This is a genomic window from Aureimonas phyllosphaerae (assembly GCF_900113065.1).
GTDB lineage: Bacteria > Pseudomonadota > Alphaproteobacteria > Rhizobiales > Rhizobiaceae > Aureimonas > Aureimonas phyllosphaerae.
Map to the genome: position 1 here is coordinate 15,960 of NZ_FOOA01000013.1, position 25,951 is coordinate 41,910.

Below are 25,951 nucleotides of genomic sequence, written 5' to 3' on the forward strand. Positions count from 1 at the left end.
GATCCAAGTGGGGATGCGGATGGCACGCGACAGGGTTCTCGTCACCGGAGTTTCCGGCTTCATCGCCAAGCATGTCGTTCTCGAATTGCTGCGCGAGGACTTCGATGTTCGTGGGACCGTCCGCGCCAATTCGCGTGCCGAAGAGGTAAGGGCGGTGGTGCGGGCTCACGGCGGCGATGCCGTGCGCTGCGAATTCGTCGAAGCCGATCTCGGGTCGCAGGATGGCTGGAGCCATGCCGCCGAGGGCTGCCGATACCTCCTGCACACCGCTTCGCCCTTTCCGCTCGTCCAGCCTCGCCGTCCCGAGCAGCTCGTGGAACTTGCCAGTCGGGGCACCGAGAGGGTCCTGCGGGCCGCGTCCCGAGCGGGGGTGGAGCGCGCGGTCGTCACGTCGTCGGTCGCCGCCGTCTTCTACGGGCATCCGCGCGATCGAATGCGAGCGTTCGACGAGAGCGATTTCACGAATCTGGCGAGCCGATCCGTATCCCCCTACGCACGTTCGAAGACCGTCGCCGAGCGCACAGCGTGGGATGTGGCGCGCGAGACGGGACTGTCGCTCTCGACGATCAATCCCGGGCTCGTGCTGGGACCCGTGCTCGATTCGCGACTGGGCACGTCGGCGCAGTTGATCGCGTCGATGATGAAGGGGCGCATCCCGCTGCTGCCGGACGTCGCCATTCCCTCCGTGGACGTCCGAGACGTCGCCCGTGCCCACGTCCGCGCGATGCTCGCGCTGGAGGCGGGACGACGCTTCCTCCTTGCAGCACCCGATACGCCGTCATTTCTTCAGTTGTCGGCGTTTCTCGCCGAGGCGTTTCCGGACCGACGGCGGCGATTGCCGAAGCATCGACTGCCGTCCGCCTTGATTCGTCTGGGCGCTCTCGTTTCGCCGGGAGCCGCGATGCTGGCCGACGATCTCGGACGCTCGAAACGGGTGGACACGTCCCCGGCCCGCGACGTTCTCGGGATCGATTTCCGGTCGGCAAGAGAGGCTGTCGTCGCGCTGGGGGAAAGCCTGATCCGATATCGCTGCGTGTGATCGCGCCCCTGCAGGTCGTGCCATCTACAGGACGCACTGCATATCCTGTGAGTGTTGCTGGCCCGCGATAGCGGTCACGTCGCCCTCGTGCAATTGAATGCGCGAAGGCAACCCCTCACGACATCCGATGCTTCGCATGCAACCTTTGGTGGATTGCGGCATTTTGCTGGCGAATGGGGGCTACCGCCGAGCGGCACCGCGGCGAGTTTAGACGGATTAAACGGATATCATGGAAAATCGAACCGCTTCCACCCACACGAGCGAGTTCTCGATGCGTCGTACTATGCTGACCCTTCTGGGCGCTGTCTTTGCTTTCGGCATCCTGACCGCGAGCTATGCGACGGCCGAGTTGCCGGCGACGGCATCGGTCGACGTCCAGCAGGACGTCACCGCCCGCTGAGCCACTTCGGCAGCGACTTTGGAAAAAGGGCCGCGAGGCCCTTTTTTCGTTCGAAGAAGGCGCGATACCAGACGCGTGATTCGATCTTCGAGGCGAACGAGCATGAAGCATCGCAGGCTGATTCTTGGACCGGGCGTCGCAGCATTGGCGCTGGTGGCAATTTCTGCGCCCGTCGTGGCGCAGTCTCCCGTCGTTCCTGCGCCGATCGCGCCGGCCGCCCCCGTGGATCGGGTGCCGGGTTCGGAAGCCGAAGTGAAGCTGAGCTTCGCCCCGTTGGTTCGCAAGAGCGCGCCGGCTGTGGTCAACGTCTACGCGGCCCGGCAGGTCCCGGTGCGGACGCCGTTTGCCGGCGACCCGTTTTTCGAGCAGTTCTTCGGTCGTGGAGAAGGGCGAACGCGACGTGAGTCCTCGCTTGGTTCTGGCGTCATCGTCGATCCCGCGGGTCTCGTCGTCACCAATCACCATGTCATAGCCGATGCCGAGGAAGTGCGCGTCGCGCTGGCCGACGGCCGCGAGTTCGATGCGAAAGTCCTGTCGAAGGACCAGCAGGCCGACCTTGCCGTCCTGAAGATCGAGGACGACGAGCCGTTCCCGAGCATCGCGATCGCCGATTCGGATACGACGCAGATCGGCGACCTGGTGCTGGCGATCGGCAACCCGTTCGGCATTGGCCAGACGGTCACGAACGGCATCGTGTCGGCGCTCGCCCGCACGCATGTCGGCGTCAACGACGTCGGCTACTTCATCCAGACCGATGCTGCGATCAATCCCGGCAATTCGGGTGGTGCTCTGGTGGACATGCGCGGCGAACTCGTCGGCGTGAATACGGCGATCTTCTCGCGGACGGGCGGCTCCAACGGCATCGGATTCGCCATTCCCTCGAACATGGTTCGCGCCTTCACGGATGCCGCGCGCGAGGGCCGCCCGTTCGAGCGCCCCTACATCGGCGCCGGCTTCGTGGCGGTGACGTCGGACATGGCCGAGGCGCTCGGGCTCAATCGGCCGATGGGGGCTCTGGTCCAGATGGTGCGTCGAGGCACGCCGGCCGACGATGCCGGACTGCGGGAGGGTGACGTCGTCCTGTCGATGAACGGCTTTCCCGTCGATAACCCCGACACGCTCGGTTATCGCCTTGCGACGGCGGGTCTCGGGCGCGAGGCCGAGATGGAGGTCATGGCGGGCGATGGCAAGCGCGAACGGGTGCGCCTAGCGCTAAAGGCGGCGCCCGAGACCCCGGCGCGCGATCTGCGCACGCTCGACGGACGCACGCCGTTCGCGGGGGCGACGATCGCAAACCTCTCGCCGCGCCTCGCCGGAGAACTCGAGATGCCGCAAACCGCCGACGGCGTCGTCGTGACGGACGTCGAGCGCAACTCGCCGGCGTCGCGATTGGGGCTTCGACCGAAGGACATCATTGCGAGCCTGAACGGCCGCGATGTCGTTTCAACGCAGGAACTTGAGGAAGACGCGGCAGGAGAGCGCGGCGGCTGGCGTATCGAGGTTGACCGGAACGGGCAGCGGCTCGTTCAGACCGTGCGCTGATCCGACGTGGCCGACCTCTTCGCCGACGCCGATCCGCAGCCCAGTAGAAGAAGCGAACCCGCCGCTTCGGCGGTCAACGGACCGCTGGCCGAGCGTCTGAGACCGCAGCGGCTCGGCGATGTCGTCGGGCAGGAGCATCTGACCGGCCCCGAAGGGGCGCTGACAAGGATGCTGGAAAGCGGCTCGCTGGGCTCGGTGATCCTGTGGGGGCCGCCGGGGTCCGGCAAGACCACGGTTGCCCGGCTGCTGGCGCGAGAGGTCGACTACGCGTTCGAGCAGATTTCGGCGATCTTCACGGGTGTGGCCGATCTGAAGAAGGTGTTCGAGGCGGCCCGCCTTCGCAGGACGAGCGGGCGGCAAACGCTGCTGTTCGTCGACGAGATCCATCGGTTCAATCGGGCGCAGCAGGACTCGTTTCTACCGGTCATGGAAGACGGAACCATCGTGTTGGTGGGGGCGACGACGGAGAACCCGTCGTTCGAACTCAATGCGGCGCTTCTGTCCCGCGCCCGCGTCCTGACCTTCCGGGCGCACGACGCCGAAAGCCTCGGTCAACTGCTCCTACGTGCGGAAGAGGCGATGAAGCGCCCTTTGCCGCTCGACGATGCCGCCCGCGACATGCTGGTGCGAATGGCGGATGGAGACGGGCGCGCAGTGCTGACGCTGGCCGAGGAGGTCTGGCGCGCGGCACGACCGGGCGAGATGCTCGATGGAGAGGGGCTGAGGTCCGTCGTGCAGCGGCGTGCGCCGATCTACGACAAGGGGCAGGACGGTCATTACAACCTGATCTCGGCGCTACACAAATCGGTCCGCGGGTCCGATCCCGATGCGGCGCTCTACTACCTCTGCCGGATGCTCGATGCAGGCGAAGATCCGCTCTATCTCGGTCGGCGCATCGTGCGCATGGCGTCCGAAGACATCGGGCTTGCCGATCCGCGCGCGCTTCTCGTCGCGAACGCGGCCAAGGACGCCTACGACTATCTCGGCTCGCCGGAAGGCGAGTTGGCGCTGGCGCAGGCCGTCGTCTATCTCGCGTCCGCGCCGAAATCGAACGCCGTCTACGTCGCCTACAAGGCGGCGATGCGGGCGGCCAAGGAGCACGGATCGCTCCTGCCGCCGCGCCATATCCTGAACGCGCCGACAAAGCTCATGAAGGATGAAGGCTACGGGTCCGGCTACGCCTACGACCACGATGCGCCGGACGCCTTCTCCGGGCAGGACTATTTCCCGGAAGCCATGGGTCGGACAAGCTTCTATCAGCCGACCGGGCGAGGCGAGGAGGCGCGGATCGCCGAGCGGATGGAACGTTGGGCTCGCCTGCGACAGGAACGCCGGAAATGACCCGATGCTGAATGTCGCGCTCGTTGCGTTGGGCGGCGCCCTGGGAAGCGTCGCCCGCTACGGCGTGTCCGTCGCGGCAGGCCGCTGGCTCGGTGTCGCGTTTCCCTATGGCACGCTGTTCGTCAACGTCACCGGGTCGTTCGTGATGGGCGTGCTCGTCGCTTGGCTCTCCCGGCATCTGGAGATGCCGCCCGAACTGCGCGTCTTCCTCGCGGTCGGCGTCCTTGGGGGCTACACGACCTTCTCGTCCTTCAGCCTCGACGCCGTCAGTCTGTGGGAAGGTGGCAGCCAGGCTGCGGCTCTTCTCTATGTTGGCCTGTCGATGGTCGGCGGACTTCTAGCGCTCGCCGCCGGGCTCGCGCTCGTCCGGCACCTCGGCTGAAGAACGCCGCTGGTGTTCCGGCCGCGCGCCGAATGCTGTATCGCCCTTGGCAAGAGCGATAGGAAAAGAAGATGTCGGTAGTCGAGCAGATCAGGGTGGAGGCGGACGAGACGGGCCTGCGCCTCGATCGTTGGTTCAAGATCCATTATCCGGGCCTCGGGTTCGGACACCTTCAGAAGCTGCTGCGGTCGGGGCAGGTGCGCATCGACGGCGGCCGCGCCAAGACCGATACGCGCCTCGAGGCCGGCCAGATGATCCGCGTGCCGCCGATGGGCGTCGACGCTGGACGGCCGCGGACGGCCGTGCTCACGCCCAACACGATGCGCGACAAGCACGACGGCGACGTGCTCGGCCAGATGCTGATCTACGAAGACGAGAAGGTCTACGTCTTCAACAAGCCGGCGGGCCTCGCCGTGCAGGGCGGCTCGGGCGTCAACCGCCATGTCGACGGAATGCTGGAGGCATGGCGCAACAAGCGGGGCGAGAAGCCGCGTCTCGTTCACCGCATCGATCGGGACACGTCGGGCATCCTGGTGGTCGCGCGTACCCGCGGGGCGGCGGTCTCGCTGACCAAGGCGTTTCGCGAGCGTGATACGAAGAAGCTCTACTGGGCTCTCGTGAAGGGCGTACCCACGCCGCACGACGGCCGGATCTCGACCTACCTCGTCAAGGAGCAGACGCGGGACGGCGACCGGATGCGGATCGCCAAGCACGGCGAGGAGGGCGCCGACCATGCCCTGTCCCATTACCGCGTGGTGGATCAGGTGGCGCAGGCCTTCGCCTGGATCGAGATGGAGCCCTATACCGGGCGTACCCACCAGCTGCGCGTCCACGCCGCGCATATCGGCCATCCGATCCTTGGCGACCCGAAATACTTCGAGCACGACACCAACTGGGAGTTTCCCGGCGGCGTGCAGCAGCGGCTTCATCTTCACGCCCGGCGGATCATCATTCCCCATCCCGACGGTGGACGGCGCATCGACCAGATCGCGCCGCTGCCGCCGCACATGGTCCAGACGTGGAACCTGTTCGGCTTCGACGAGGCTGCCGAGAACGACTGATGCGTGCGATCCTATTCGACTGCGACGGGACGCTGGCCGACAGCTTCGGCTTGATCTGCGAGACGATGCGGCGCTGTTTCGAAAAGGCAGGGCTGCCGGAGCCCGATGACGCCGCGACCCGTGGCATCATCGGGCTGTCACTCGATCTCGCGATCCATCGTCTGGCGCCGACCGTCGCGCCGCGAGACCTGCCGGCGCTCGTCGACACCTATCGCGACGCCTTTCACGAGATCCGTGCGGAGGGCACCTACCCGGAACGGCTCTTTCCCGGCATTGAGCCGATGCTCCGCCGTCTTGCCCAGCGAGACGACGTTCTCCTCGGCATGGTAACCGGCAAGTCGCGACGCGGCGTGTCCTACGTCGTGGAAGCCCACGACCTGCACGGGATGTTCGCGGCGGTGCGCACCGCGGACGACTGCCCGTCGAAGCCGCACCCCGCAATGGTGACGGAGTGCTGCGATCTTCTCGGCATGCGGCCGCAGGACACGCTTGTGGTCGGCGACGCCGTCTACGACATGCAGATGGCCGTTGCGGCCGGCGCGGTCGGCTGGGGTGTCGCCTGGGGCGCGCAATCGGCGGAGACTCTGATCTCTGCAGGCGCCCGAGGCGTCGCGCAGACGGTCGGCGAACTCGAAGCGGCGCTGGCCGCATGGTCGATGCCGGAACCGTCGAGGGTGGTCGGAGCGTGAGAAACGAGTTGCAGCAGGGACTTCCCGCCATGTCGAACCCGCTCCAGAAGCCCGAACTGCCGAAGCGCTTCTATCAAGGTGTCGCGGTCGAGGAGACTGCGGCCGGCTTCGAGATCCGCCTCGACGGGCGGCCCGTGCGCACGCCGATCCGCACGCTCCTGGCGGTGCCGGACCGCGTCATCGCCGAGGCCATCGCAGCGGAATGGGAGCGGCAGGAGACGCATATCGACCCGTCGACCATGCCGGTGACGCGGCTTGCCAATACGGTGCTCGACGGAGTGGCGAACGATCTTGGCGCAACGCGCGACGACCTCGCGCGCTATGCCGAGACCGATCTCATCGCCTACCGCGCGGACGAGCCGGAGCGCCTTGTGGCCCGGCAGGCCGAGGCGTGGGATCCGCTGATCGCGTGGGTCGAGGCGCGCTTCGGTGCTCGTGTCAGGACGGGCGCCGGGGTCATGCACGTCGCGCAGGAGCCCGCCACCATCGAGGCGCTTCGGGCACGGCTTGCCGAGGAGAACGATCCGTTCCGCCTGGCGGCGATCCACCAGATGACGACCCTGACAGGCTCGCTGATCATTGCGCTGGCCGTCGCCGAAGGGCGCCTCGGTTCGGACGAAGCCTGGCGCCTCGCCCATGTGGACGAGGACTGGAACATCTCGCTCTGGGGCGAGGACGAGGAAGCGCAGGCCCGCCGCGCGTCCCGTCTTACCGACATGCGCGCGGCGGACCTTTTCCTGCGTCGCTGATCAGATGCCTGCGAACCACTCGTAGCCACGATCTTCCCAAAAGCCGCCGTTGCCTTCGCCATAAGCGACGAGCGAGTCGGTGACGACGATGGCGCGGATGTATTTCGCCATCTTGTAGCCGAGCTGCCGCTCCACTCGCACCCGCAACGGTGCCCCGTTGGCCACGGGCAGTGCCGCGCCGTTCATACCGTAGGCGAGGATCGTCTGCGGATGGCGGGCGTCGAGAAGATCGATCGATTCGTAGTAGCGGATCGGACCGGCGAACCCGTTGTCGAGCGTGTCGAAGCACAGGAACACGACGTAGCGGGCGGAGGAGGCGACCTTGGCCCGGTCGAGCACGAGGCCGAGCGGCGTCCCCGTCCACTCGGCAATGCAACTCCATCCTTCCACGCAGTCATGGCGGGTGATCTGTGTCCGCGCGGGCATGGACTGGAGATCGGCGAGCGACAGCGACAGCGGGGTTCTGACGGCTCCGGTGACGGACAGCCGGTAGTCCTGGAAGCTGTTGCGTGCGAGTGCAAGGTATGGCTCATCCTGCGGGTTCGTCGAGCCGTTCGGCCGCATCGGCTGCCGAATCTCCGAACGATCGAACTCGCGCGCGAGATGATCCGATCCGAGGAGCAGTCGCTGCGCCTTGTAGGTCAGCGTGTTCGCACTCTCCAGAAGGCCGCGAACCTCGGAGTCGCTTGCCACCAGCGGGTCGAAGCAACCCGACAGCGGCAGCGTCGACGCAGCCGCCAGGCCACCCAGGAAGCGGCGCCGGTCGAGGAACGTCTTCATCGGGCGTCCTCCTTGCCGTCGACCCGCATCCAGCCGGTGATCATCGAGCGCATCTCGTTGATCGGCCCGGCGAGGAGAACCATCGCGATGTGCACCACGAAGAAGACGACGAGTGCCAGCATCAGCACGAAGTGGATGGTGCGGGCGGTCTGCCGTCCGCCGAAGAGATCGAGCGTCCACGGTGCCCAAGCGTTCATCCCTGGAGACATCGTCAGCCCGGTCGCCACCATGAGCGGCAGCACCACGACGAGGATCGCGAAGTAGGAGATCTTCTGGAGCGGGCCATAGGTGCGCTTGTGGTGCAGCCGCAGCCGGGCATGGTCGGCGATGTCGCGGGGCAGGGCCGCCCAGTCGCGCCCGCGCGGCAGGATCTCGCGCGTCAGATGGCGGTTGACGAGGCTTCCGACCAGCCAGACCAATAAGGTACCGACCAGCGCCCAGGCGAAGAAGAAGTGCACGACGCGCCCGGTCGCCAAGTCGCGGTAGGAAGGGATCGTCATCCAGCCGGGAAAGGTCTGCGGCCGGAAATCGCCGTTCTCGTCCTCGATCACGCCGAGGGCACCGGTCGTGTCGAAGCTCTTTCCGAAGACCGTCGTGACCCCGCCGAGTTCGCCCTCGTTGAAGGCGGCGCCGATGCTGAGCACCCGATTCTCGAACTCGAAACCGGACTGCTGACCGATGTAGAGATCGGGCCGCGCCATGAAGATCTGCAGCCCAGACAGCAGCAGGAAGAACAGGCAGACAACCCAGACCCAGTGGGTGAGGCGGGTGACGAAGCGCTGCCGATACACCAGCGGGCCGTCGCGTTTGGCGAGAAGCTTCATGTGTCGTCCATCAAGAGCCGTGTGCCAAGCTACGTCTAGACGAGGCGCGCGGACGCATTACGGTGCGATGATGACGCGGCGGAGAGCTTTGTCGAGTTCCTGTCGAAAGCGCGAGCGGTCGGCCGCGGTGAACGGCTTGTTGTAGCCGCTCGATGCGCCGGTCTCGCGAAGATGCTGGTTGAACGAGCGAAAGGATAGGGCGGCACCGATGTTATCCGGCGTGAACGGCCGCCCGTCGGGGCCGAGGACCACCGCGCCTTTTTCCAACGCCCTGGACGCCAGCGGAATGTCTGCCGTGATCACCACGTCATTGGCCGTCGCTTCGTCCGCGATCCAGTCGTCGGCCGCGTCGAAGCCGCTTGAGACGCTGACGATGCGGGCGCCGGGATAACGCGAGGGTCGCATCCCGCCGTTCGACACCAGAACCACGCCGGCACCGAGCCTGTCCGCGACGTCCATCACCTCGTCCTTCACCGGGCAGGCGTCGGCGTCGACGATGACACGGGCAGTCATGGCGCGCTCCCACCGGGTACAGGCATGACGGTCGCACCGAAGATCGCCTCGAAGCGACGGCGAAGGATTCCGTCCACCTCGGGCATTGAAACGACGAAGCCAAGGTCGAGAAGGCTGGTGACGCCGTAGCCGCGGATGCCGCAGGGCACGATGCCGTCGAAGTGGGAGAGTTCGGGATCGACGTTCAGGCTGATGCCGTGAAAGGTCACCCATTTTCTCACGCGGATGCCGATCGCGGCGATCTTGTCCTCGGCCGGGTCGCCGCCGGGAAGCGGCGGGCGCTCGGGGCGCCGGACCCAGACACCGACGCGGTCCTCGCGGCGTTCCCCGCGGACCTGGAACTCGGCGAGCGTCGAGATGACCCATTCCTCCAGAGCCGCGACGAAGGCGCGAATATCCTGACGACGCCGTTTCAGGTCGAGCACGACGTAGGCCACGCGCTGTCCGGGTCCATGATAGGTGAACTCGCCGCCGCGCCCGGAGCGAAAGACCGGGAAACGCGCCGCGTCGAGGAGATCGCCGTCCTGTGCGCTGGTGCCGCTCGTATAGAGCGGGGGGTGCTCCACGAGGAACACCGCCTCCGGCGCCGTGCCGTCCGCCACGAAAGCCGCGCGGTCCTCCATCAGCGCCACCGACGCTGGGTAGTCGATTCTCCCGTCGATAACGATCCACTCGACCGGAGGGCTGTCCGATCGGGCAAAAAAGCTTCCGGTGTCGAGCGCGTCGCGCGGTATCGGGTTGTCCATGCGGCTGAGATAGCGCCGCAAAGGCCGGTGCGCAAAGGGCTTGCGCATTCCGAGCCACCATCTCGAAAAAAGAATGCGGGCGGCGCTGCGAAAAGGCTTGTGCGCCTCCGGGGCGTTTGTTACATCGCCGCCACCGGTCGAGACAGACCGGGCCGGCCTACGGACCGGAACACGGCGTGCGGTCGTGGCGGAATTGGTAGACGCGCAGCGTTGAGGTCGCTGTGGGGCAACCCGTGGAAGTTCGAGTCTTCTCGACCGCACCAGCCATGTTTTATAACCCTGACATCGATGTTCCGACTTGAGCCGTGCGGCATCGCAAGGCGGTCCGATGGCGTCGCGATTGACTTTTACGTCAATCTGGTTTGTCTCGCCTGAAGAGGGGCTGCCGGATGCGCGACTACTACACGATCACCGAACTCACGCGGGAATTCGACATCTCCACGCGCACGATTCGCTTCTACGAGGACGAGGGGCTGATCGCTCCCATCCGTCGCGGCCGCACGCGACTGTTCCGGCATTCCGACCGCCAGCTCCTGAAGATGATTCTGCGCGGCAAGCGCCTCGGCTTTTCGATCGCCGAGATCCGCGAGATCATGGGCATGTACCGCACGCCGCCGGGAGAGGCCGGCCAGCTGCGGACGATCATCCGTCGCGTCAGCGAGCGTCGCGCCGAACTGGAGCAGAAGCGTCGCGACATCGAGGATCTCCTGTCGGAGCTCGATCAGGCCGAGGAAGCCTGCCTCACGCGCATGGCCGAGCTTGGCATCTCGCCGACGAGCTGACGCCTCATGGTTCGGCCGAGAAGGAGCACTGATCGACGGTTTGTCGGATCGTCTGCTGCTTGGTCTTGTCGAGCCGCCCGGAAAGAAGGTCCGCAAGGAGATCCTGCGTCTTCAGGTTTCCCAGGACGCATCCGCAATAGCGCTGGCAGAAGCCCTCGTCGCGGGTCTGACGACAGGTCTGCCGGCAACTCTGGTCGAAGGCTGCGGTCTGGTCGGGTGGCGAGATCCACGCGAACGCGGCGACGAGGCCGATCGAGATCGGCTGATGGACGAGATAGAACAGAAGCGAATGCTGGCCGAGGCGTCCGAGATGGCGAGCCGGTCCGAAGCGCCCATTCAGCCGTCGCAAGCGGGGCCAGACGTCGAAGCGTTCCGCCATTTGGGCCAGCGTGATCCCGACCAGCACGGGGGCCAGCCAGGGGATCACCGGCACGAAGTCGTTGGAGATCGGAGGGTGCTCCGACAGCCCGATCCAGGCCAGCCAGCGCGGATCGGTCACCGGCGTCGAGACGACGAGCGGCAGGGCGACGAGGACGCCGGCGAGCGCGAGGTTCACGGCGAACGGAACGTGGAGCGCCGTAAGGCCGATCACGCTCGCGACGGCGATCAGGTGGAGGATGCCGAAAAAGACGAAAGAGTCGGGCGTGAACGCGTAGGTCGCGAGCGAAATGACCGCAGCGCCGGCAACGATCTGCGCCAGGCGCTTTCGAAATGACGGCCAGCGCACCTCGTTGCGATTGGCGAGAAAGAGACTGAGACCGACCAGCACGAGGAAGCTGATCGCGATCGATCGAGCGAAGATGCGCCAGCCGCCGACCTGCGCATAGCCCGGCGGAAGGTAGCCGAAGAATTCGAGGTCCCAGGTGAAGTGGTAGGCCAGCATGGCGAGGAGCGCGACCCCGCGCAGGACATCGAGGAGTTCGACGCGCGAGCCGAAGCGGCTGGCTTGGGATGCGATCATAGGCTGGTCCTCTGGTCCTGACGGCATCTCGCCTATCTGAAAACCCTCTTGATGGCGACCGCCGAGGTCGCCGCAGCAACTGCAGCGGGACGGGCGGATACCATGCACATCATCGAAGCCAACGGCGCCCGCATTCCTGCGATCGGGCTCGGCACCTATCGTCTCGAAGGCGAAACCTGCGTCGAAATGGTCGGCAGGGCGATCGACGTCGGCTACCGGCATCTCGACACGGCGCGCATGTACGGCAACGAAGCCAAGGTCGGCGAGGGCGTTCGCGCCAGTGGCATCGATCGCAACGAGCTCTTCGTCACGACCAAGGTTTGGACCGACGATCTCGCGCCGGCGGACTTCAGGCGATCGGCGGAGGCGGCGGTGCGCGCGCTCGATATCGGCGCGGTGGACCTTCTCTTGATCCATTGGCCGAACGCCGCGATTCCGCTGGAGGGTACGATCGACGCACTTAACAAGGCGCACGAGGATGGCCTGACCCGGCACATCGGGGTGGCCAATTTCGATTCGGCACTGCTCGATCGCGCGGCCCAACTCAGTCGGCAACCGCTGGTCTGCAATCAGGTCGAGTATCACCCGCGCCTGTCGCAGGAGAAGGTGCATGCGGCCTGCCAGCGCCTCGGCATGGCGATGATCGCCTACTCACCGATCGGGCAGGGCAAGGATCTACTGACGGACCCTGCGGTCGCCGACATGGCGAAGCGCTACGGCAAGACGCCGGCGCAGGTTGTGCTGCGTTGGGAGATCGAGCAACCGATGGTCGGGGCCATTCCCCGCACGTCGAAGCCGGAGCGACTGGCCGAGAACCTTGACGTCTTCGACTTCGAACTTCAGGACGAAGACCGTCGCCGCCTGCACGACATGTCGCGCGCCCGCCATCGTCTGGTGAACCCGTCCTTTGCGCCGCGCTGGGACAATCGCTGACGCCAGAGCGCCCTTCGCCGTGCGGGGCGCGGCGGCGACCCATGCCACGAGACGATCTGATCCATGTTCTTCGCTGCGTCCAAAATCGTCTGGTTTCTCGTCCAGCCGCTCGTGATCATTCTCCTGGTCGGGGCGGCCGGCATCCTCGCTCTTCTCCTGAAGATGCCGCGCCTCGGGCTCGGTCTGGTCGGGACGTCGTTTTTCATCCTGGCGATCGTCAGCCTAACGCCGCTCGGGCTCCTGATGCTGAGCGTCCTCGAGAACCGCTTTCCGAAGCCGCAGCTACCGGAAGACATTGCCGGCATCGTGGTTCTCGGCGGATCGTTCGATACCCGCATCGGACGCACGAGGGGCGAACTGGAACTCAACGACGCAGCCGACCGCATCACGACGACGATGGCACTTGCGCGCCAATACCCTCAAGCGCGCGTCGTTTTCAGCGGCGGCGCAGCGGCCATGCTGGAAGAGGACATCACCGAATCGTCGATGGCCGAGAAACTGTTTGCGGCGCTAGGCTTGCCACCGCAGCGGCTCGAACTCGAGGACCGCTCGCGGAACACCGTGGAGAATGCGATCTTCACCCGAGAGATTGCCCAACCGAAGCCAGGAGAAACTTGGCTTCTCGTCACGTCGGCCGCGCACATGCCGCGCTCCGTCGGATGCTTCCGCGTCGCGGGCTTCGACGTGCTGCCTTATCCGACCGACTACCAGACGCCGTCCGGGACCTCGCTTTATCGCCCATCCGCGACGACGGTTCGAAACCTCGAGAAGGTGCATTTCGCGATCCGGGAGTATCTCGGCCTCGCCGTCTACCGGATGACGGGGAAGACCGACGCCCTGTTTCCCGCGCCGCGGGCTTGAGCGTCAGGCGCGATCCGGCAGCGACAGACGGTAGATGCCCTTCAGGTCGGCCGGCGCGACCGGGCGGCCCTTGCGCTTGATGACGACCAGTCCGTCGTCCGAAAGCCCACTCGCTGCCTGGCGTATGGGCTGCATGAGAAGGCGCCAGCGCTTCTCGTCGGACCCCGCGAGATTGCGGGCGATTTCGGACGGGCAGACGGTCTTGCCCACTCCGCGCTCGTGGACCGCGCGCAGGATTTCCTCGCGCAGCGCTGACTGGTCGGGGCGGTCGGGCATCAGGATTCTCGCAGCGACACGTTGGCATCGGAAAAGAACTGGCGATGCCCGAGGATCAGGATCACCAAAATGGTGGTGCCGACCAGCACCAGCGGTCCGACGAACCAGCCGAGATAGGCCAGCCCGAAGAAGATGCCGCGCAGGCCCGCGTTGAAGTGCCGCGCCGCGATGCGGTTCATCGTGAGGGCACGCCGGACGGCGGCTTCGGCAGCCTCCGGATTGGCGTCCGCTTCCTGCCGCATCGGGATCGCGCCGATCAGGATCGAGCAGTAGTTGAAGAGCCGGTAGGACCAGCCGAACTTGAAGAAGGCATAGGCGAAGATGGTGACGAGGCCCAGCAGCTTCGCCTCCACCAGTGCCCGGTCGAACCGCCCCTCCAGAGGCAGGTCGGTGACGATCAGTGCTATCTGCTCGGCAGAGCCAATCAGCGCGAAGCAGCCGCCGATCGCAAAGATGCAGGCAGAGGCGAAGAAGCCCGTTCCCTGTTGGAGCCCTGTCATGATCGCCGTGTCGATCATGCGAAGATCGCGCTTCAGGAGGGTCTGCATCCAGACCTCTCGCTGCCGGTTCATCTGCCGGCTGAGCCCGTGGCGGGCGAAGACCGGAAATTCGATTACGAAGGAATAGGCGACCCAGCCTCCGAGAAAGGCGAGGAAGGCGATGAGGTCGGGGAGATCGAAGATGTCGGCGATGCGCATAGCGGCTCGAAACAACGACGGGACGGGCTTCGACGGTCGGTGCCGCGGCGCCGATCCGTCACATCGGCGCTTGCCTTGACGACGCCCGAAGGCGCGAGCAAACAGCGCGCATGCCGCTCCATATGATCAAGCTTTGCGTGGGTGTCGACAGCGTCGAGGATCTCGAGGCCCATGTGCGCACCCGCCTGTCCGCCGGACCGGGCGCCGAACAGACGCATGTCACCCGCGTGATGCCGAAGCGCGCCGACGAAATGGTCGGCGCCGGTTCGCTCTTCTGGGTGATCAAGGGACAGGTTCAGGTGCGACAGCCGATCCTGCGCTTCGACGCGATTCGCACCGAGGACGGGATCGAGCGCTGCCGGATCGTGCTGAAGTCCGACTTCATCCGCACGTGGCCATTGCCCAAGCGCCCGTTTCAAGGGTGGCGCTACCTGACAGCCGAGGATGCGCCCGCCGATCTCGGCGACGCGGCGGATCTTGCCGAACTCCCTTCCGCGCTCCGCCGCGAACTGGCCGAACTCGGCCTTCTCTAAGTCTCAACGGCCGAACGCGATCCGGACGGCCGGGTTGCCGGATGCCGAGCGCACGACGAGACGCGTGTTGGAGCGCGGCTGCGAGGCCCGCCAGGCACGCGCGCCGTGGCACAGAAGCATACCCACCAGATCCTTGGCACGCATCCGCGAGCGGCCATCGCGGTAGTCGGTCAGCCGTGCGGCCGCCTGCTGCAGCGGGTGCAGCCCGATCACGGTCGACTTCTGCTCGGCGGTCGGCAGGAGGGCGCTTTCGGTTTCGAACGACATGACAACCTCGGTTACGCTCTGAAAACTGCAGGCAAAGGGGGACCGCTCGGAGCCCGGAGGCTCCGCGTGACGCACGGCGGCTAGGGTGGAGTGGTCGCGGGCGATCAGTTCGCCGCGATGGCGTAGCAGGCGTAGGCCTTGCTTTTCAGCGCGTCGCAGGCAGCGTTGGCGGCCGCCTTGTCGGCGAAGCCGGAGAAGCGGGCGCGGTAGAGGGTCTGCGAGCCGCTGGCAACGGCCTGCGTGAACGCCTGGGCGCCGATGAGGGCCGAGCCGGCGCGCTGCTTGGCTTCCGCCAGGATGTCGTAGGCGGTGGCTTCGGCAGGGGTCGCGGCGATCTGGACGACCCAGCCCGATACGGTGTCGCGGTTGGAGGTCGGCACGACCGTCGCTGCGGAGGCCTGGCTGATGACGTTCGGGATCGACGCGCGGGGCACGGGGGCCGCGGCGAGTGCAGTGGCCACGTTCGGCGCGGCACGATCGTTGGCCTCGAGCGCTTCCCGGATCGCGTCGCGTCCGACCACTGAGCGGCGCTCGGGCGCCGTGATCGCGTTCATCGCACCGGTGGCGTTGGAGCCATAGGCCTCGGCGACGCGCTGGTTGATGTTGGACGTGCGGCGTGTCGGCACCGGCACGGCGCTCGGAAGCATCGCTTCCGCGACGGTCTCGGCATGGGCGGTGACGGCCGGGCCGCGAGCGCTCGGGTTGTAGGCCGCGATCAGGGCCGTCGATGCACGGGTGCTGACCTGCGGGAGGTACTGCTTCACCAGCTCGGCCATATGGTCGTCCCGCGAGCGAGCCGTGCGACCGCCCATCACCACGGCGACGAGCTTGCGGTCGCCGCGAACGACGGAGGTAACGAGATTGAAGCCGGACTTGTTGATGAAGCCGGTCTTGATGCCGTCGACGCCCTCGACGCGGCCGAGGAGCCGGTTGTGGTTGCCGATGGTCTGGCCGCGGAACTTGAAGCTGCGTGTGCTGAAGTACTTGTAATACTGCGGGAAATGCTCGCGGAGCGCGATGCCGAGCGTCGCCATGTCGCGTGCCGTCGTCATCTGCGCGTCGTTCGGCAGGCCGTTGGCGTTCTGGAACGTGGTCCGGGACATGCCGAGCTTGCGCGCCTTGGCAGTCATCATCTCGGCAAAACGGCTTTCCGTGCCGCCGAGGAATTCGCCGATGACGACCGAGGCATCGTTCGCCGAGCGCGTCACGAGACCCATGATGCCTTCCTCGACCGAGAGCGTCGAGCCGGACTTCAATCCGAGCTTGGAAGGCGGACGGGCTGCCGCGTAGGCCGACACCTTCATCGGCGTCGACAGCGTCGCGCGGCCGCTCTCCAGCGCGTCGAAGAGCATGTAGAGCGTCATCATCTTGGTGAGGGAGGCGGGGTAACGGCGGTCGTCCGCGCTGCGCGAGAAGAGCACCTTGCCATTGTTCGCGTCGATCACGATCGCCGAGTAGCGTTCCGGAGATTCCTGGGCCTGCGCCGGGACGATCGCGAGGACCGCGCCTCCGACGAGGGTGGCCGCCATCAAACAGTGGGACATGCGCTTCGCTGCGGCGGTGATCGTCGACATGGACAGCGGCATGGGCGGCACTCTCGTGTTCGTGTGTCGAGATGCTGCCCCCGGTCGCGACGCCAAGCGCCTGTCCAGGTCCTAAAGACTGTGTCTTCGCGATCTCTTCTTGAGGGAAAGATACGCAGGGCGGTCTTACCAATCCGTTTATGGTTGCCGGAACCTTGTGATCGGTTTGTGGCATTCGCCTCGAATTGTCGTGATCGACCTCGTCGCCAAACAGTCGGTATCGCGGCGCACCATCCCCTTGCAGGAATTTGTGCAGTGCAATATATGGTAGCCGAAGACGGTGTTGGACGCTGCCCGCCGTCACCCAACCATGCAAGGGAGAGTTCGATGAACGCATACACCGACGCCAACAAGGTTGGTAAGGACAACATGGACAATGCGCTCCGCTCCATGTCGGCCATGACCAAGGGCTTCCAGCAGATCGCCGCCGAGGCGACCGAGTACACCAAGAAGTCCTACGAGCAGTCCGCGCAGATGCTGGAGCGTCTCGCCCAGGTCCGCACGCTCGACAAGGCGATCGAGGTCCAGTCCGAGTACGCCCGTTCGGCCTACGAGGCCTGGGTGTCGCAGGCGACCAAGATGGGCGAGATCTACCAGGACATCGCGCGCGAGGCCTATCGCCCGCTCGAGTCTTCGGCCCAGCAGAACCAGCAGTTCGCCCAGAACATGGCGAACCAGGCCGCCAACCACACGAACTGATCCGGTCTCGCGATCGGGACCGTCCCTTCGGGGATGCATTCTGGAAAGGCTCGGCTCTCCGCCGGGCCTTTTTTCGTTGCGCGGCGTCCGGTCGGAGCCGCACTGTCTTGAACGGACCGGCGATTCCGGTTGCGACACCCGGCGCCGCGGCCGGCTTCGGCGGAACGAAATTTTGCCGCATCCTGAGGGCGTCTTAAATTGTCGATCGGCGCACATACATATCGAGCGATGGCGAACGTGAACTCCTTGAACGAACGGGCGGCTCCGCATGGGGCCCGAATGACTGCGACCCGGTCGCAAGGGCCGGACGACGACCGTCCGAACGGGCCCGATCGCGGCACCTCCGTGATCACCCGGACCAAGCCCAAGACCAAGAAGCCGAGCCTTTACAGGGTCCTGCTTCTGAACGACGATTACACGCCGATGGAGTTCGTCATCCACGTCCTCGAACGCTTCTTCCAGAAGGACCGGGAGGCGGCCACGCGCATCATGCTCCACGTGCATCAGCACGGGGTGGGTGAGTGCGGGGTCTACACCTACGAAGTGGCCGAGACGAAGGTGACCCAAGTGATGGATTTCGCACGCCAGCACCAGCATCCGCTTCAGTGCGTGATGGAAAAGAATTGAGGTGAAGCTTGCCGACATTTTCGCAAAGCCTGGAGAAGTCTCTCCATCAGGCGCTCACCTTCGCCAACGAACGGCACCAGGAATTCGCGACGCTGGAGCACCTGCTCCTCGCGCTGCTTGAAGACAAGGATGCCTCCGCGGTCATGCGGGGGTGCAGCGTCGACATCGACGTCCTGCGTTCGTCGCTGACGGAGTACATCGACACCGAACTCGCCAACCTCGTGACGGGGCATGACGAGGATTCCAAGCCGACAGCCGGGTTCCATCGGGTGATCCAGCGTGCGGTGATCCACGTCCAGTCGTCGGGCCGCGAGGAAGTGACAGGGGCCAACGTGCTCGTCGCCATCTTCGCCGAGCGCGAGAGCCATGCGGCCTTCTTCCTGCAGGAGCAGGAGATGACGCGCTACGACGCCGTGAACTTCCTTTCCCATGGGATCTCGAAGCGTCCGGGCGGCTCGGAAAGCCGTACCGTGCGCGGAGCGGAGGACGAGCAGTCTGTCATGGGCAACGATGAGGAAGGACGCCGCAAGACCGCCCAGGACGCGCTCACCGCGTACTGCGTCAATCTCAACGAGAAGGCCAAGACCGGCCGGATCGACCCGCTGATAGGCCGTGCGAGCGAGATCAACCGGACGATTCAGGTCCTATGCCGTCGCTCGAAGAACAACCCGCTCTATGTCGGTGACCCCGGCGTCGGCAAGACGGCGATCGCCGAAGGCTTGGCCAAGCGCATCGTCGAGGGCGACGTGCCGGAGGTCCTGGCGGACGCTACGATCTTCTCGCTCGACATGGGCACGCTGCTTGCCGGCACGCGCTATCGCGGCGACTTCGAGGAGCGCCTGAAGCAGGTCGTGAAGGAACTCGAGGAGTATCCGGGCGCGGTCCTGTTCATCGACGAGATTCACACCGTCATCGGCGCCGGCGCGACGTCGGGCGGGGCGATGGACGCATCGAACCTCCTGAAGCCGGCCCTCTCGTCGGGTGCGATCCGCTGCATCGGGTCCACCACCTACAAGGAGTATCGCCAGTTCTTCGAGAAGGACCGGGCGCTGGTCCGCCGCTTCCAGAAGATCGACGTCGCCGAGCCGACGATCGAGGATGCGATCGCGATCCTCAAGGGCCTCAAGCCCTATTTCGAGGACTTCCACCACGTGAAGTTCTCGAACGATGCGATCAAGTCGGCGGTCGAGCTGTCGGCGCGCTACATCAACGACCGCAAGCTGCCCGACAAGGCGATCGACGTGATCGACGAGACGGGTGCGTCGCAGATGTTGCTGCCCGAGGCGAAGCGGAAGAAGAGCATCGGTGTCAAGGAGATCGAGGCGACTGTCGCAACGATGGCCCGCATCCCGCCGAAGTCGGTGTCGAAGGACGACGAGGAGGTTCTGTCGAACCTTTCCGAGCAGCTGAAGCGCGTCGTCTATGGCCAGAACGCGGCGATCGAGAACCTGACGACCGCGATCAAGCTGGCGCGCGCCGGCCTTCGCGAACCGGAGAAGCCGATCGGCTCCTATCTGTTCTCAGGCCCGACCGGCGTCGGCAAGACCGAGGTCGCCAAGCAGCTTGCGTCTGCGCTCGGCATCGAGCTCCTGCGCTTCGACATGTCGGAGTACATGGAGCGGCATACCGTCTCGCGGCTGATCGGCGCGCCTCCGGGCTATGTCGGTTTCGACCAGGGCGGTCTCCTGACCGACGGCGTCGACCAGCATCCGCACTGCGTGCTGCTGCTCGACGAGATCGAGAAGGCGCACCCCGACCTGTTCAACATCCTCCTGCAGGTGATGGATCACGGGAAGCTGACGGATCACAACGGCAAGCGGATCGACTTCCGCAATGTGATCCTGATCATGACGACCAACGCCGGCGCATCCGAGTCGCAGCGCGCAGCGATCGGCTTCGGCTCGAGCAAGCGGACGGGCGACGACGTGGAGGCGATCAACCGCCTGTTCACGCCGGAGTTCCGCAATCGTCTCGACGCGATCATCCCGTTCGGCGCGCTGCCGACGCCGGTGATCCACGAGGTGGTTCAGAAGTTCGTCATGCAGCTGGAAGCCCAGCTCTCCGAGCGCGGCGTGACCTTCGACCTCGATCAGGAGGCGATCGCCTGGCTGGCGGACAAGGGCTACGACGAGCACATGGGCGCGCGTCCGCTTGGCCGCGTGATCCAGGAATACGTCAAGAAGCCGCTAGCCGACGAGGTCCTGTTCGGCAAGCTGAAGCGTGGCGGCACCGTCAAGGTGACGGTGGTCGATGGCGAGGACGGCCGCAAGCTGCACCTCGAATCGATCCCTGAGGAAACCTACGCCAAGCCCAGGAAGGCCGACGAGGCGCGAGGCAAGATCCGCGTCGGACCGGACGGCGAGGAGATCGAGGACGAGCCGACGTCCTTCGACGAAGACGAGCCGGAGGATGACGCGCCGGACGTCCAGCCGGCGAAGGAACCCGCAGCCGCCAGGGAAAAGGCGGAAAAGCGGGCAGGGGCTGTTCCGAAGGTTCCCAGAAAGCCCGCCGAATGATCTAGAAGAGGCCGCTCCCCGGAGCGGCCTTTTTCTTTGGCTCGATGCACAGGCGGGCGAGCAAGCACATGACAGAACCGATCAAGGCGCCGGCCGACCCCGCCTCCCGATGGATCCTTCTCGGCATGAGGCAGGTGCTGAGCGCGCCGGCCCTGATTCTCGTGGTTGCCCATCTTGGGTTTGCCGGTCTCGCGCGTGAAGCCGGCGTCACATGGACCGAGGCGACCTTCATGGTCGCGACGATCTGGGCCTTGCCCGCCAACCTGATCCTGCTCGGCGCGGTCACGGCGGGCTTGTCTTTGGCCGCGACGGCGCTGGCGGTCGGCCTCTCCTCATTGCGGATGATGCCGATGGTGATTGCGCTCCTGCCGGATCTTCGCGGTCCCGGGACGAGACGCTCGACGCTCCTGTTCCTGTCCCACTTCGTCGCGGTGACGGCCTGGGTGGTGGCTCTGGACAAGCTGCCGGGTGTCCCCCGCGCCCATCGCACGCACTTCTTCGGCGGATTCGCGATCACGCTCACCGTGGTCAACACCACGGCGGTCGCCTTCGCCTTCAACCTGATGGGCCAACTGCCGGCCCTTGCGACCGGAGCGCTGGCGTTCTTCACGCCCGTCTACTTCCTGACCTCACTTTACGGATCGGCGCGCGAACTGTCCGGGCGCCTCGCGCTTCTGACCGGTCTTCTCGCCATTCCGCTGGCGCACTGGCTGACGCCCGGTTTCGATATCCTCGTCGCCGGCGTCGTCGGCGGTGTAGTCGCCTATGCGATCGGGCGCTGGAAGGCGGCGTCGGGGGGCGTGGAATGAATGCGCTGACCTACGACGGGATCGACGCCGCCTGGTGGCCCTACGTCTTCATTCTGCTGGCGGGATGGCTGCCGACCGATGTCTGGCGCTGGCTGGGCGTCCTGTCGGCCGGCCGGCTCGACGAGCGATCACCGGCCGTGGCGTTGGCGAGGACGATTGCGACATCGCTCGTGGCGGCGGTCATCGGCCGGCTTGTGCTCGTCCCCGGCGGCTCGCTCGAGGCGATCCCGCTGCCGATCCGGATCGCCGCGCTCGCGACCGGGTTCGCCGCCTATTTCTGGCTGGGGCGCCAAACCCTCGTCGCCATCCTGTTCGCCGAGGTCGTTCTCCTCGGCGTGCCATGGGCGCTCGGGATGTTCTGAAGCGTCAGGCGAGCGCGGCGCGGATCGCTTCGGCGTGCTCGCGCAGTTCGGCAGGGTCCGCCATGCCGCTGGCATGACGCTTGAGCGGCACGCCCTCGTAATGCGGCACGACGTGGAAATGCAGGTGGAACACCGTCTGGCCGCCGGCTTCCTCGTTGAACTGGTTCATCACCACGCCGTCGGCGTCGAAGGCGGCCTTGGCGGCTCGGGCAAGGCGCGCGAGTTCCGGCAGCGCCTTCGCCAGCGTCGTGTCGTCCGCGTCGAGGAGGTTGCGGGAGGGCGCCTTCGGCAGCAGCAGGCAATGACCCTTCGACTGCGGCATCACGTCCATGATCGCCACGAAATCGTCGGTCTCGAAGATCTTCGCGGCCGGAATTTCGCCGCGCAGGATCTTGGCGAAGATGTTGCCGTCGTCGTAGCCGCTCATGCCGTCCGTCCCAAGGTGATGCCGATTCTGACGGACCCGATCTAGCGTCGATGGCCCCGGCGCGTCTACTCGACCTCGCCTCGACGAAAGGGCGTGGCGGCCGCGAGTTCCGGCTGCGCGAGGAGAACATGCCGTCGCTCGCGCTCGAGGTAGTCCTCGATCGCCGAGCGGAGGCCGGGATGCGCAATGTCATGCGCCGAATGGGTGATCACCGGTTCGTAGCCGCGCGCGAGCTTGTGCTCACCCTGCGCGCCCGCCTCGACGATCGAGAGCTTGTGCTCGATCGCGTAGTCGATGGCCTGATGGTAGCAGACCTCGAAATGCAGGAACGGGTGGTCTTCGGTGCAGCCCCAATAGCGACCGAAGATGCGGTCACCGCCGACGAAGTTGAGCGCCCCGGCGATGTAGCGTCCCTCGCGCCGGGCCATGACGAGGACGATCGCTTCCGCCATCCGCTCGGTGACGAGCCGGAAGAAGGCGCGGTTGAGATAGGGCCGGCCCCACTTGCGGCTTCCCGTATCCATGTAGAAGGCGAAGAAGGCGTCGAGCGCCTCCTCGCTGATGTCCGAGCCCGACAGGCGTTCGATCGTGATGCCGGCGGCCAGCGCTTCGCGGCGCTCCTTGCGCAGGCCTTTGCGCTTGCGCGACGCGAGCGTGTCCAAGAAGTCGTCGTAAGTGGCGTATCCGCGGTTGACGAAGTGGAACTGCTGGTCGGTGCGGTGCAGGAAGCCAGCCTCCAGCATGGGTTCGAGGTCCGCCTCCTGAAGAAAGGTCGCGTGCGCCGACGACACCCCCGTCTGCCGGACATAGCCGGACAGGGCCGAGACCATCGCGCCGCGCAGCACGGTCGCCTCGGCTCCCCCGCCGACAAGCAGTCGCGGCCCGGTCGCCGGGGTGAACGGGACGCTCACCTGCAGCTTGGGGTAGTAATGCCCGCCCGCGCGCTCGAATGCGTCCGCCCAGCCGTGGTCGAAGACGTACTCGCCCTGACTATGCCCTTTGAGATAGGCGGGCACCGCGGCGAGAAGCTGTCCGTCGGAATCCTCCAACAGGAGATGCTGCGGAAGCCATCCGGTGCGCCCGCCGACGCTGCCCGAATCCTCCAGCGACGACAGGAACGCGTGCCGCGTGAAGGGATGCGGAAACGAGTCCTCTGCGCCGCCGGGATCGGCCAGCGCGTCCCAGGCGGCCGGCTCGATGTCCTTCAGGCCCTCCGCCACCCGCACGATGAAGTCCGCCCCGTCGTCGCCGGAAGGTTCATCGATCATGCGGGTGTGTCCTGCTCTGTGTCGACGCTAGGGCGTAAAGCCCTCGAACGTCATCTGGTCGGCGTGGGCTTCGGTCTGCGCGACATCGGCCGGGGTGCGGACGGTCCAGGTGATGACAGGCGCGCCTCGCTCCTCCCGAACCCACGTCACGAATGCGTTGGGAAGATGGTGGACGTTATAGGACACAAAGGCGCAGCGTCTCTCGAACAAGGCACGATGTCGCGCCAGAACGTCGGCGCGCGTGCCCTCCGCCGTGAGGCCCACCGGAGCGCCGATCCCGTCGGTCTGGTCGAGCAGCCATTCGTCGAAGGACATCAGCGCCAGCGGCCCACGGTAGCCTTCGATGACGGGCGCCACGTCCGCCATGAACCCGGCGTCGGTCGCGGCATCGATCCCCTTGGCCTCGACGACGAGCGGAACGCATCCATCCACGAGTTCCAGAAGCGCGGCGAGCGTCGGCGGAGCCTCCTCGGTGTCGAAGAGGCGGAGATCGGCGACCTCGGCGGCCGATAGCGCGTCGATCGTCCCCATCCGGCCGGTCAGCCGTTCGAGATCGTGGTCGTGGAAGACGACGGGAACGCCATCGCGCGTGCGGTGGATGTCGCACTCGATCGCGTAGCCGCCATCGATGGCGGCGCGGAACGCCGCCATCGAGTTCTCCGGGATGCCCCGCGCCTTGTCGTGCAGGCCGCGATGGGCGATCGGGCGGGCCGTCAGCCAGCCGAGGTCGGATGCCGCGCCGCTCATCGGATCACGCGATCTCGAACATCGCCTCGATTTCCACCGCCGCATCCATCGGCAGCGCGGGCACGCCGACCGCCGAGCGGGCATGGCGACCGCGCTCGCCGAGGATCTCGGCGAGGAAGTCGGAGGCGCCGTTGGCGACCTTGTGCTGCTCGGTGAACTCCGGCGCGCTCGCCACGAAGACCGTCAGCTTCAGGAGGCGCCCGATCGTCTCCAGATCGCCGAGCGCGGCCTTTGCCTGCGCGAGGATGTTGATCGCGCAGAGCCGCGCCGCGCGCTGGCCGTCTTCGAGCGACACGCCGCCGCCGAGCTTGCCGGTCACGGCGACCTTGCCGCCTTCCATGGGAAGCTGGCCGGACGTCTGCAGGATCGAGCCGAAACGGACGAACGAGACGTAGTTGGCAGCGGGCGCCGCAGCGTCCGGCACGGTCACGCCGGCGGCGGCGAGGCGGTCTGCGATCGATTCGGTCATGATCCACTCCGGATGGGAATTTGCGCCGCACACGGCTATCAGGTTTTATCGGCCGGTTCGATCGTCGAACCCATGAGCCTTCATGATGGGATGCACGCGCCTTGAAGCAATACGGCATGACCCTTTCGGCGATCGTCCTGGCCTTCGTCCCAAGCGGCGCCGCGGGCGCTGCGGACCTCCAGCCGCACGAGGCGGTCTACGACCTGGCGCTGGCGTCCCAGACGTCCAACTTCAACAGCGTCGACGGGCGCATCGCCCTGCAGCTGAAGCCGGACGCCTGCGACGCGCTCTCGCTGGATTACCGGTTCGTCGCCCGGTTCCACGAGGATGACGAACTGACGGTGACCGACCAGCAGACGCTGGCGAAGGAGACACGCGACGGCAAGCGCTACGAGTTCCGCACCCGGACAGTCGTCGACGGGGCGGAGCAGGGGATCGTCGAAGGCGTCGCGACCAATGGGGTCGATGCGACGGCAGTGTCCTACACCTCGCCGGTCAAGCGCGAGACCGAGCTGCCTCTATCGGTATTCCCTCTCGGCCATACCGCCAAGCTCATCGATCGCGCGCTCGCCGGAGAGCGGATGGTCCAGGCCAATCTCTTCGACGGCGACGACGACGCCGACAAGCACCTGACCACGACCTCGCTGATCCTGCCTGCGAGGAAGGACGAGGTGCCTGCGAAGCCCGAGGTCGCCAAGATGCTGGACGGCCTGCGATCCTGGAACGTGACGGAATCCTATTACAACAGCGACAGCGACGGGGACGGCCTGCCGATCTTCGAGACGAGCTATCGTCTCTACGAGAACGGCGTCACCGACCGGCTGAAACTGGACTTCGGCGACTACACGCTGGAAGGCGGACTGGCGCGCCTGAGCTTCTACGACCGTCCGGCGGGGTGCCCGGCGAACTGACGCCGCGCGAGGGTTCGACTTGCCGGGGCGGCGCATATGGTGTATGCGCGCCGACATTCCACACACGGAAGTTGGGCATCGAAAGAGCGAAAGCTCTTTCTTCCCTCCGGTGGCGGCCGCCGGCCGCTTCTTTCCGTGGAGGCATAAACCGGTCAA

At 66.0% G+C, this 25,951-nt stretch carries 31 protein-coding genes and 1 tRNA gene; 19 read left to right on the forward strand and 13 right to left on the reverse strand.

Annotated features, from left to right (window positions below; all coding sequences use genetic code 11):
- Positions 1–19: 19 nt before the first annotated feature.
- From BM175_RS15115 to BM175_RS15145, 8 genes are all read left to right on the forward strand, one after another.
- On the forward strand, positions 20–1,039 hold the full coding sequence (locus BM175_RS15115; protein ID WP_244546026.1) for an NAD-dependent epimerase/dehydratase family protein: 1,020 nt from the start codon (positions 20–22) through the stop codon (positions 1,037–1,039).
- A gap of 229 nt (positions 1,040–1,268) precedes the next feature.
- A complete protein-coding gene (locus tag BM175_RS22765; RefSeq protein ID WP_175526873.1) occupies positions 1,269–1,439 on the forward strand; it encodes a hypothetical protein in 171 nt (56 codons plus the stop codon).
- A gap of 102 nt (positions 1,440–1,541) precedes the next feature.
- Entirely contained in the window at positions 1,542–2,981 is a 1,440-nt protein-coding gene (locus tag BM175_RS15120; protein ID WP_090964435.1) for a DegQ family serine endoprotease, read from the forward strand.
- A gap of 6 nt (positions 2,982–2,987) precedes the next feature.
- On the forward strand, positions 2,988–4,322 hold the full coding sequence (locus tag BM175_RS15125) for a replication-associated recombination protein A (protein ID WP_090964437.1): 1,335 nt from the start codon (positions 2,988–2,990) through the stop codon (positions 4,320–4,322).
- A 4-nt stretch (positions 4,323–4,326) separates the two neighbouring features.
- Positions 4,327–4,704, forward strand: a complete 378-nt coding sequence (gene crcB / locus BM175_RS15130) for a fluoride efflux transporter CrcB (RefSeq protein ID WP_090964439.1) — start codon at positions 4,327–4,329, stop codon at positions 4,702–4,704.
- A gap of 71 nt (positions 4,705–4,775) precedes the next feature.
- Entirely contained in the window at positions 4,776–5,765 is a 990-nt protein-coding gene (locus BM175_RS15135) for an RluA family pseudouridine synthase (RefSeq protein ID WP_090964441.1), read from the forward strand.
- A complete protein-coding gene (locus tag BM175_RS15140; RefSeq protein ID WP_090964444.1) occupies positions 5,765–6,454 on the forward strand; it encodes an HAD-IA family hydrolase in 690 nt (229 codons plus the stop codon). The genes BM175_RS15135 and BM175_RS15140 overlap by 1 nt, the downstream gene beginning before the upstream one ends.
- Before the next feature lie 29 nt (positions 6,455–6,483).
- Positions 6,484–7,203, forward strand: coding sequence for an ATP12 family chaperone protein (locus tag BM175_RS15145; protein WP_090964578.1), 720 nt, complete (start codon positions 6,484–6,486; stop codon positions 7,201–7,203).
- On the opposite strand, the gene BM175_RS15150 is transcribed toward BM175_RS15145, so the two are convergent.
- From BM175_RS15150 to lipB, 4 genes are read right to left on the reverse strand one after another with little or no spacing between them, the layout of a single operon-like run.
- Positions 7,204–7,983 carry a molybdopterin-dependent oxidoreductase gene (locus tag BM175_RS15150; RefSeq protein WP_090964446.1) on the reverse strand — a complete coding sequence of 260 codons (780 nt, stop codon included), beginning with the start codon at positions 7,981–7,983 and terminating at the stop codon, positions 7,204–7,206.
- On the reverse strand, positions 7,980–8,807 hold the full coding sequence (locus BM175_RS15155; protein ID WP_090964448.1) for a cytochrome b/b6 domain-containing protein: 828 nt from the start codon (positions 8,805–8,807) through the stop codon (positions 7,980–7,982). Before BM175_RS15155 ends, BM175_RS15150 begins: the two co-directional genes overlap by 4 nt.
- 57 nt (positions 8,808–8,864) lie before the next feature.
- Positions 8,865–9,320, reverse strand: a complete 456-nt coding sequence (locus BM175_RS15160; protein ID WP_090964450.1) for a YaiI/YqxD family protein — start codon at positions 9,318–9,320, stop codon at positions 8,865–8,867.
- A complete protein-coding gene (lipB, locus tag BM175_RS15165; protein ID WP_090964580.1) occupies positions 9,317–10,066 on the reverse strand; it encodes a lipoyl(octanoyl) transferase LipB in 750 nt (249 codons plus the stop codon). Before lipB ends, BM175_RS15160 begins: the two co-directional genes overlap by 4 nt.
- Before the next feature lie 178 nt (positions 10,067–10,244).
- On the opposite strand from lipB, the gene BM175_RS15170 reads away from it, so the two are divergent.
- Both BM175_RS15170 and BM175_RS15175 read left to right on the forward strand, forming a co-directional pair.
- Positions 10,245–10,329: transfer RNA gene (locus BM175_RS15170), tRNA-Leu, on the forward strand.
- 126 nt (positions 10,330–10,455) lie between these two features.
- Entirely contained in the window at positions 10,456–10,848 is a 393-nt protein-coding gene (locus BM175_RS15175) for a MerR family transcriptional regulator (protein WP_055885566.1), read from the forward strand.
- 4 nt (positions 10,849–10,852) lie between these two features.
- Here the strand turns inward: BM175_RS15175 and BM175_RS15180 are convergent, their stop codons facing one another.
- Positions 10,853–11,809 (reverse strand): acetyltransferase domain-containing protein, encoded by a 957-nt coding sequence (locus BM175_RS15180; protein ID WP_090964452.1) that lies wholly within the window; start codon positions 11,807–11,809, stop codon positions 10,853–10,855.
- Between the two features lie 102 nt (positions 11,810–11,911).
- On the opposite strand from BM175_RS15180, the gene BM175_RS15185 reads away from it, so the two are divergent.
- Positions 11,912–12,742, forward strand: a complete 831-nt coding sequence (locus BM175_RS15185) for an aldo/keto reductase (RefSeq protein ID WP_090964453.1) — start codon at positions 11,912–11,914, stop codon at positions 12,740–12,742.
- A 63-nt stretch (positions 12,743–12,805) separates the two neighbouring features.
- On the forward strand, positions 12,806–13,603 hold the full coding sequence (locus BM175_RS15190) for a YdcF family protein (protein ID WP_090964457.1): 798 nt from the start codon (positions 12,806–12,808) through the stop codon (positions 13,601–13,603).
- 3 nt (positions 13,604–13,606) lie between these two features.
- Here BM175_RS15190 and BM175_RS15195 read toward each other — a convergent pair whose 3' ends face one another.
- A complete protein-coding gene (locus BM175_RS15195; protein ID WP_090964459.1) occupies positions 13,607–13,879 on the reverse strand; it encodes a DUF3253 domain-containing protein in 273 nt (90 codons plus the stop codon).
- Positions 13,879–14,577, reverse strand: a complete 699-nt coding sequence (locus BM175_RS15200) for a DUF599 domain-containing protein (protein ID WP_090964461.1) — start codon at positions 14,575–14,577, stop codon at positions 13,879–13,881. Before BM175_RS15200 ends, BM175_RS15195 begins: the two co-directional genes overlap by 1 nt.
- Before the next feature lie 110 nt (positions 14,578–14,687).
- Here BM175_RS15200 and BM175_RS15205 point away from each other — a divergent pair, with 110 nt between their 5' ends.
- Positions 14,688–15,110 (forward strand): DUF1489 family protein, encoded by a 423-nt coding sequence (locus BM175_RS15205; protein ID WP_090964463.1) that lies wholly within the window; start codon positions 14,688–14,690, stop codon positions 15,108–15,110.
- A gap of 3 nt (positions 15,111–15,113) precedes the next feature.
- Here BM175_RS15205 and BM175_RS15210 read toward each other — a convergent pair whose 3' ends face one another.
- Both BM175_RS15210 and BM175_RS15215 read right to left on the reverse strand, forming a co-directional pair.
- Complete coding sequence (locus tag BM175_RS15210; protein ID WP_175526874.1) at positions 15,114–15,377, reverse strand: hypothetical protein; 264 nt, start codon at positions 15,375–15,377, stop codon at positions 15,114–15,116.
- 104 nt (positions 15,378–15,481) lie between these two features.
- The gene (locus BM175_RS15215) at positions 15,482–16,963 is read right to left on the reverse strand and encodes a serine hydrolase (protein WP_244546027.1); all 1,482 of its coding nucleotides are present in this window, start codon (positions 16,961–16,963) and stop codon (positions 15,482–15,484) included.
- A 324-nt stretch (positions 16,964–17,287) separates the two neighbouring features.
- Here BM175_RS15215 and BM175_RS15220 point away from each other — a divergent pair, with 324 nt between their 5' ends.
- From BM175_RS15220 to BM175_RS15240, 5 genes are all read left to right on the forward strand, one after another.
- Positions 17,288–17,659: a phasin family protein gene (locus BM175_RS15220; RefSeq protein ID WP_090964465.1), complete on the forward strand. Its 372-nt coding sequence runs from the start codon at positions 17,288–17,290 to the stop codon at positions 17,657–17,659.
- A gap of 279 nt (positions 17,660–17,938) precedes the next feature.
- Positions 17,939–18,286: an ATP-dependent Clp protease adapter ClpS gene (gene clpS / locus BM175_RS15225; protein WP_090964467.1), complete on the forward strand. Its 348-nt coding sequence runs from the start codon at positions 17,939–17,941 to the stop codon at positions 18,284–18,286.
- An 8-nt stretch (positions 18,287–18,294) separates the two neighbouring features.
- Positions 18,295–20,802 carry an ATP-dependent Clp protease ATP-binding subunit ClpA gene (gene clpA / locus BM175_RS15230; protein ID WP_090964469.1) on the forward strand — a complete coding sequence of 836 codons (2,508 nt, stop codon included), beginning with the start codon at positions 18,295–18,297 and terminating at the stop codon, positions 20,800–20,802.
- Between the two features lie 68 nt (positions 20,803–20,870).
- Positions 20,871–21,611: an AzlC family ABC transporter permease gene (locus tag BM175_RS15235; protein WP_090964471.1), complete on the forward strand. Its 741-nt coding sequence runs from the start codon at positions 20,871–20,873 to the stop codon at positions 21,609–21,611.
- Positions 21,608–21,973 (forward strand): AzlD domain-containing protein, encoded by a 366-nt coding sequence (locus tag BM175_RS15240; protein WP_090964473.1) that lies wholly within the window; start codon positions 21,608–21,610, stop codon positions 21,971–21,973. Before BM175_RS15235 ends, BM175_RS15240 begins: the two co-directional genes overlap by 4 nt.
- Before the next feature lie 4 nt (positions 21,974–21,977).
- Here the strand turns inward: BM175_RS15240 and BM175_RS15245 are convergent, their stop codons facing one another.
- From BM175_RS15245 to BM175_RS15260, 4 genes are all read right to left on the reverse strand, one after another.
- Positions 21,978–22,400: an HIT family protein gene (locus BM175_RS15245; protein WP_090964475.1), complete on the reverse strand. Its 423-nt coding sequence runs from the start codon at positions 22,398–22,400 to the stop codon at positions 21,978–21,980.
- Between the two features lie 65 nt (positions 22,401–22,465).
- Entirely contained in the window at positions 22,466–23,668 is a 1,203-nt protein-coding gene (locus tag BM175_RS15250; protein WP_090964477.1) for a GNAT family N-acetyltransferase, read from the reverse strand.
- A 27-nt stretch (positions 23,669–23,695) separates the two neighbouring features.
- On the reverse strand, positions 23,696–24,415 hold the full coding sequence (locus BM175_RS15255) for a glycerophosphodiester phosphodiesterase family protein (protein ID WP_090964479.1): 720 nt from the start codon (positions 24,413–24,415) through the stop codon (positions 23,696–23,698).
- A gap of 4 nt (positions 24,416–24,419) precedes the next feature.
- Positions 24,420–24,884, reverse strand: a complete 465-nt coding sequence (locus tag BM175_RS15260; protein WP_090964481.1) for a RidA family protein — start codon at positions 24,882–24,884, stop codon at positions 24,420–24,422.
- A 101-nt stretch (positions 24,885–24,985) separates the two neighbouring features.
- Between BM175_RS15260 and BM175_RS15265 the strand changes: the two genes are divergently transcribed.
- Positions 24,986–25,795 (forward strand): EipB family protein, encoded by an 810-nt coding sequence (locus BM175_RS15265; RefSeq protein WP_090964483.1) that lies wholly within the window; start codon positions 24,986–24,988, stop codon positions 25,793–25,795.
- The last annotated feature ends 156 nt before the right edge of the window (positions 25,796–25,951 follow it).

What these genes read in the sequence shown, in the direction of transcription:
- BM175_RS15220 (WP_090964465.1), top strand. Translation starts at nt 17,288, where the DNA reads ATGAACGCATACACCGACGCCAACAAGGTTGGTAAGGACAACATGGAC.
- BM175_RS15190 (WP_090964457.1), top strand. Translation starts at nt 12,806, where the DNA reads ATGTTCTTCGCTGCGTCCAAAATCGTCTGGTTTCTCGTCCAGCCGCTC.
- BM175_RS15210 (WP_175526874.1), bottom strand. Translation starts at nt 15,377, where the DNA reads ATGTCGTTCGAAACCGAAAGCGCCCTCCTGCCGACCGCCGAGCAGAAG.
- BM175_RS15155 (WP_090964448.1), bottom strand. Translation starts at nt 8,807, where the DNA reads ATGAAGCTTCTCGCCAAACGCGACGGCCCGCTGGTGTATCGGCAGCGC.
- BM175_RS15205 (WP_090964463.1), top strand. Translation starts at nt 14,688, where the DNA reads ATGCCGCTCCATATGATCAAGCTTTGCGTGGGTGTCGACAGCGTCGAG.
- clpS (WP_090964467.1), top strand. Translation starts at nt 17,939, where the DNA reads ATGACTGCGACCCGGTCGCAAGGGCCGGACGACGACCGTCCGAACGGG.
- BM175_RS15200 (WP_090964461.1), bottom strand. Translation starts at nt 14,577, where the DNA reads ATGCGCATCGCCGACATCTTCGATCTCCCCGACCTCATCGCCTTCCTC.
- BM175_RS15235 (WP_090964471.1), top strand. Translation starts at nt 20,871, where the DNA reads ATGACAGAACCGATCAAGGCGCCGGCCGACCCCGCCTCCCGATGGATC.
- BM175_RS15145 (WP_090964578.1), top strand. Translation starts at nt 6,484, where the DNA reads ATGTCGAACCCGCTCCAGAAGCCCGAACTGCCGAAGCGCTTCTATCAA.
- BM175_RS15260 (WP_090964481.1), bottom strand. Translation starts at nt 24,884, where the DNA reads ATGACCGAATCGATCGCAGACCGCCTCGCCGCCGCCGGCGTGACCGTG.
- BM175_RS15150 (WP_090964446.1), bottom strand. Translation starts at nt 7,983, where the DNA reads ATGAAGACGTTCCTCGACCGGCGCCGCTTCCTGGGTGGCCTGGCGGCT.
- BM175_RS15135 (WP_090964441.1), top strand. Translation starts at nt 4,776, where the DNA reads ATGTCGGTAGTCGAGCAGATCAGGGTGGAGGCGGACGAGACGGGCCTG.
- BM175_RS15185 (WP_090964453.1), top strand. Translation starts at nt 11,912, where the DNA reads ATGCACATCATCGAAGCCAACGGCGCCCGCATTCCTGCGATCGGGCTC.
- BM175_RS15255 (WP_090964479.1), bottom strand. Translation starts at nt 24,415, where the DNA reads ATGAGCGGCGCGGCATCCGACCTCGGCTGGCTGACGGCCCGCCCGATC.
- BM175_RS15175 (WP_055885566.1), top strand. Translation starts at nt 10,456, where the DNA reads ATGCGCGACTACTACACGATCACCGAACTCACGCGGGAATTCGACATC.
- BM175_RS15115 (WP_244546026.1), top strand. Translation starts at nt 20, where the DNA reads ATGGCACGCGACAGGGTTCTCGTCACCGGAGTTTCCGGCTTCATCGCC.
- BM175_RS15215 (WP_244546027.1), bottom strand. Translation starts at nt 16,963, where the DNA reads ATGCCGCTGTCCATGTCGACGATCACCGCCGCAGCGAAGCGCATGTCC.
- lipB (WP_090964580.1), bottom strand. Translation starts at nt 10,066, where the DNA reads ATGGACAACCCGATACCGCGCGACGCGCTCGACACCGGAAGCTTTTTT.
- BM175_RS22765 (WP_175526873.1), top strand. Translation starts at nt 1,269, where the DNA reads ATGGAAAATCGAACCGCTTCCACCCACACGAGCGAGTTCTCGATGCGT.
- BM175_RS15120 (WP_090964435.1), top strand. Translation starts at nt 1,542, where the DNA reads ATGAAGCATCGCAGGCTGATTCTTGGACCGGGCGTCGCAGCATTGGCG.
- BM175_RS15160 (WP_090964450.1), bottom strand. Translation starts at nt 9,320, where the DNA reads ATGACTGCCCGTGTCATCGTCGACGCCGACGCCTGCCCGGTGAAGGAC.
- BM175_RS15195 (WP_090964459.1), bottom strand. Translation starts at nt 13,879, where the DNA reads ATGCCCGACCGCCCCGACCAGTCAGCGCTGCGCGAGGAAATCCTGCGC.
- BM175_RS15245 (WP_090964475.1), bottom strand. Translation starts at nt 22,400, where the DNA reads ATGAGCGGCTACGACGACGGCAACATCTTCGCCAAGATCCTGCGCGGC.
- BM175_RS15250 (WP_090964477.1), bottom strand. Translation starts at nt 23,668, where the DNA reads ATGATCGATGAACCTTCCGGCGACGACGGGGCGGACTTCATCGTGCGG.
- crcB (WP_090964439.1), top strand. Translation starts at nt 4,327, where the DNA reads ATGCTGAATGTCGCGCTCGTTGCGTTGGGCGGCGCCCTGGGAAGCGTC.
- BM175_RS15180 (WP_090964452.1), bottom strand. Translation starts at nt 11,809, where the DNA reads ATGATCGCATCCCAAGCCAGCCGCTTCGGCTCGCGCGTCGAACTCCTC.
- BM175_RS15240 (WP_090964473.1), top strand. Translation starts at nt 21,608, where the DNA reads ATGAATGCGCTGACCTACGACGGGATCGACGCCGCCTGGTGGCCCTAC.
- BM175_RS15140 (WP_090964444.1), top strand. Translation starts at nt 5,765, where the DNA reads ATGCGTGCGATCCTATTCGACTGCGACGGGACGCTGGCCGACAGCTTC.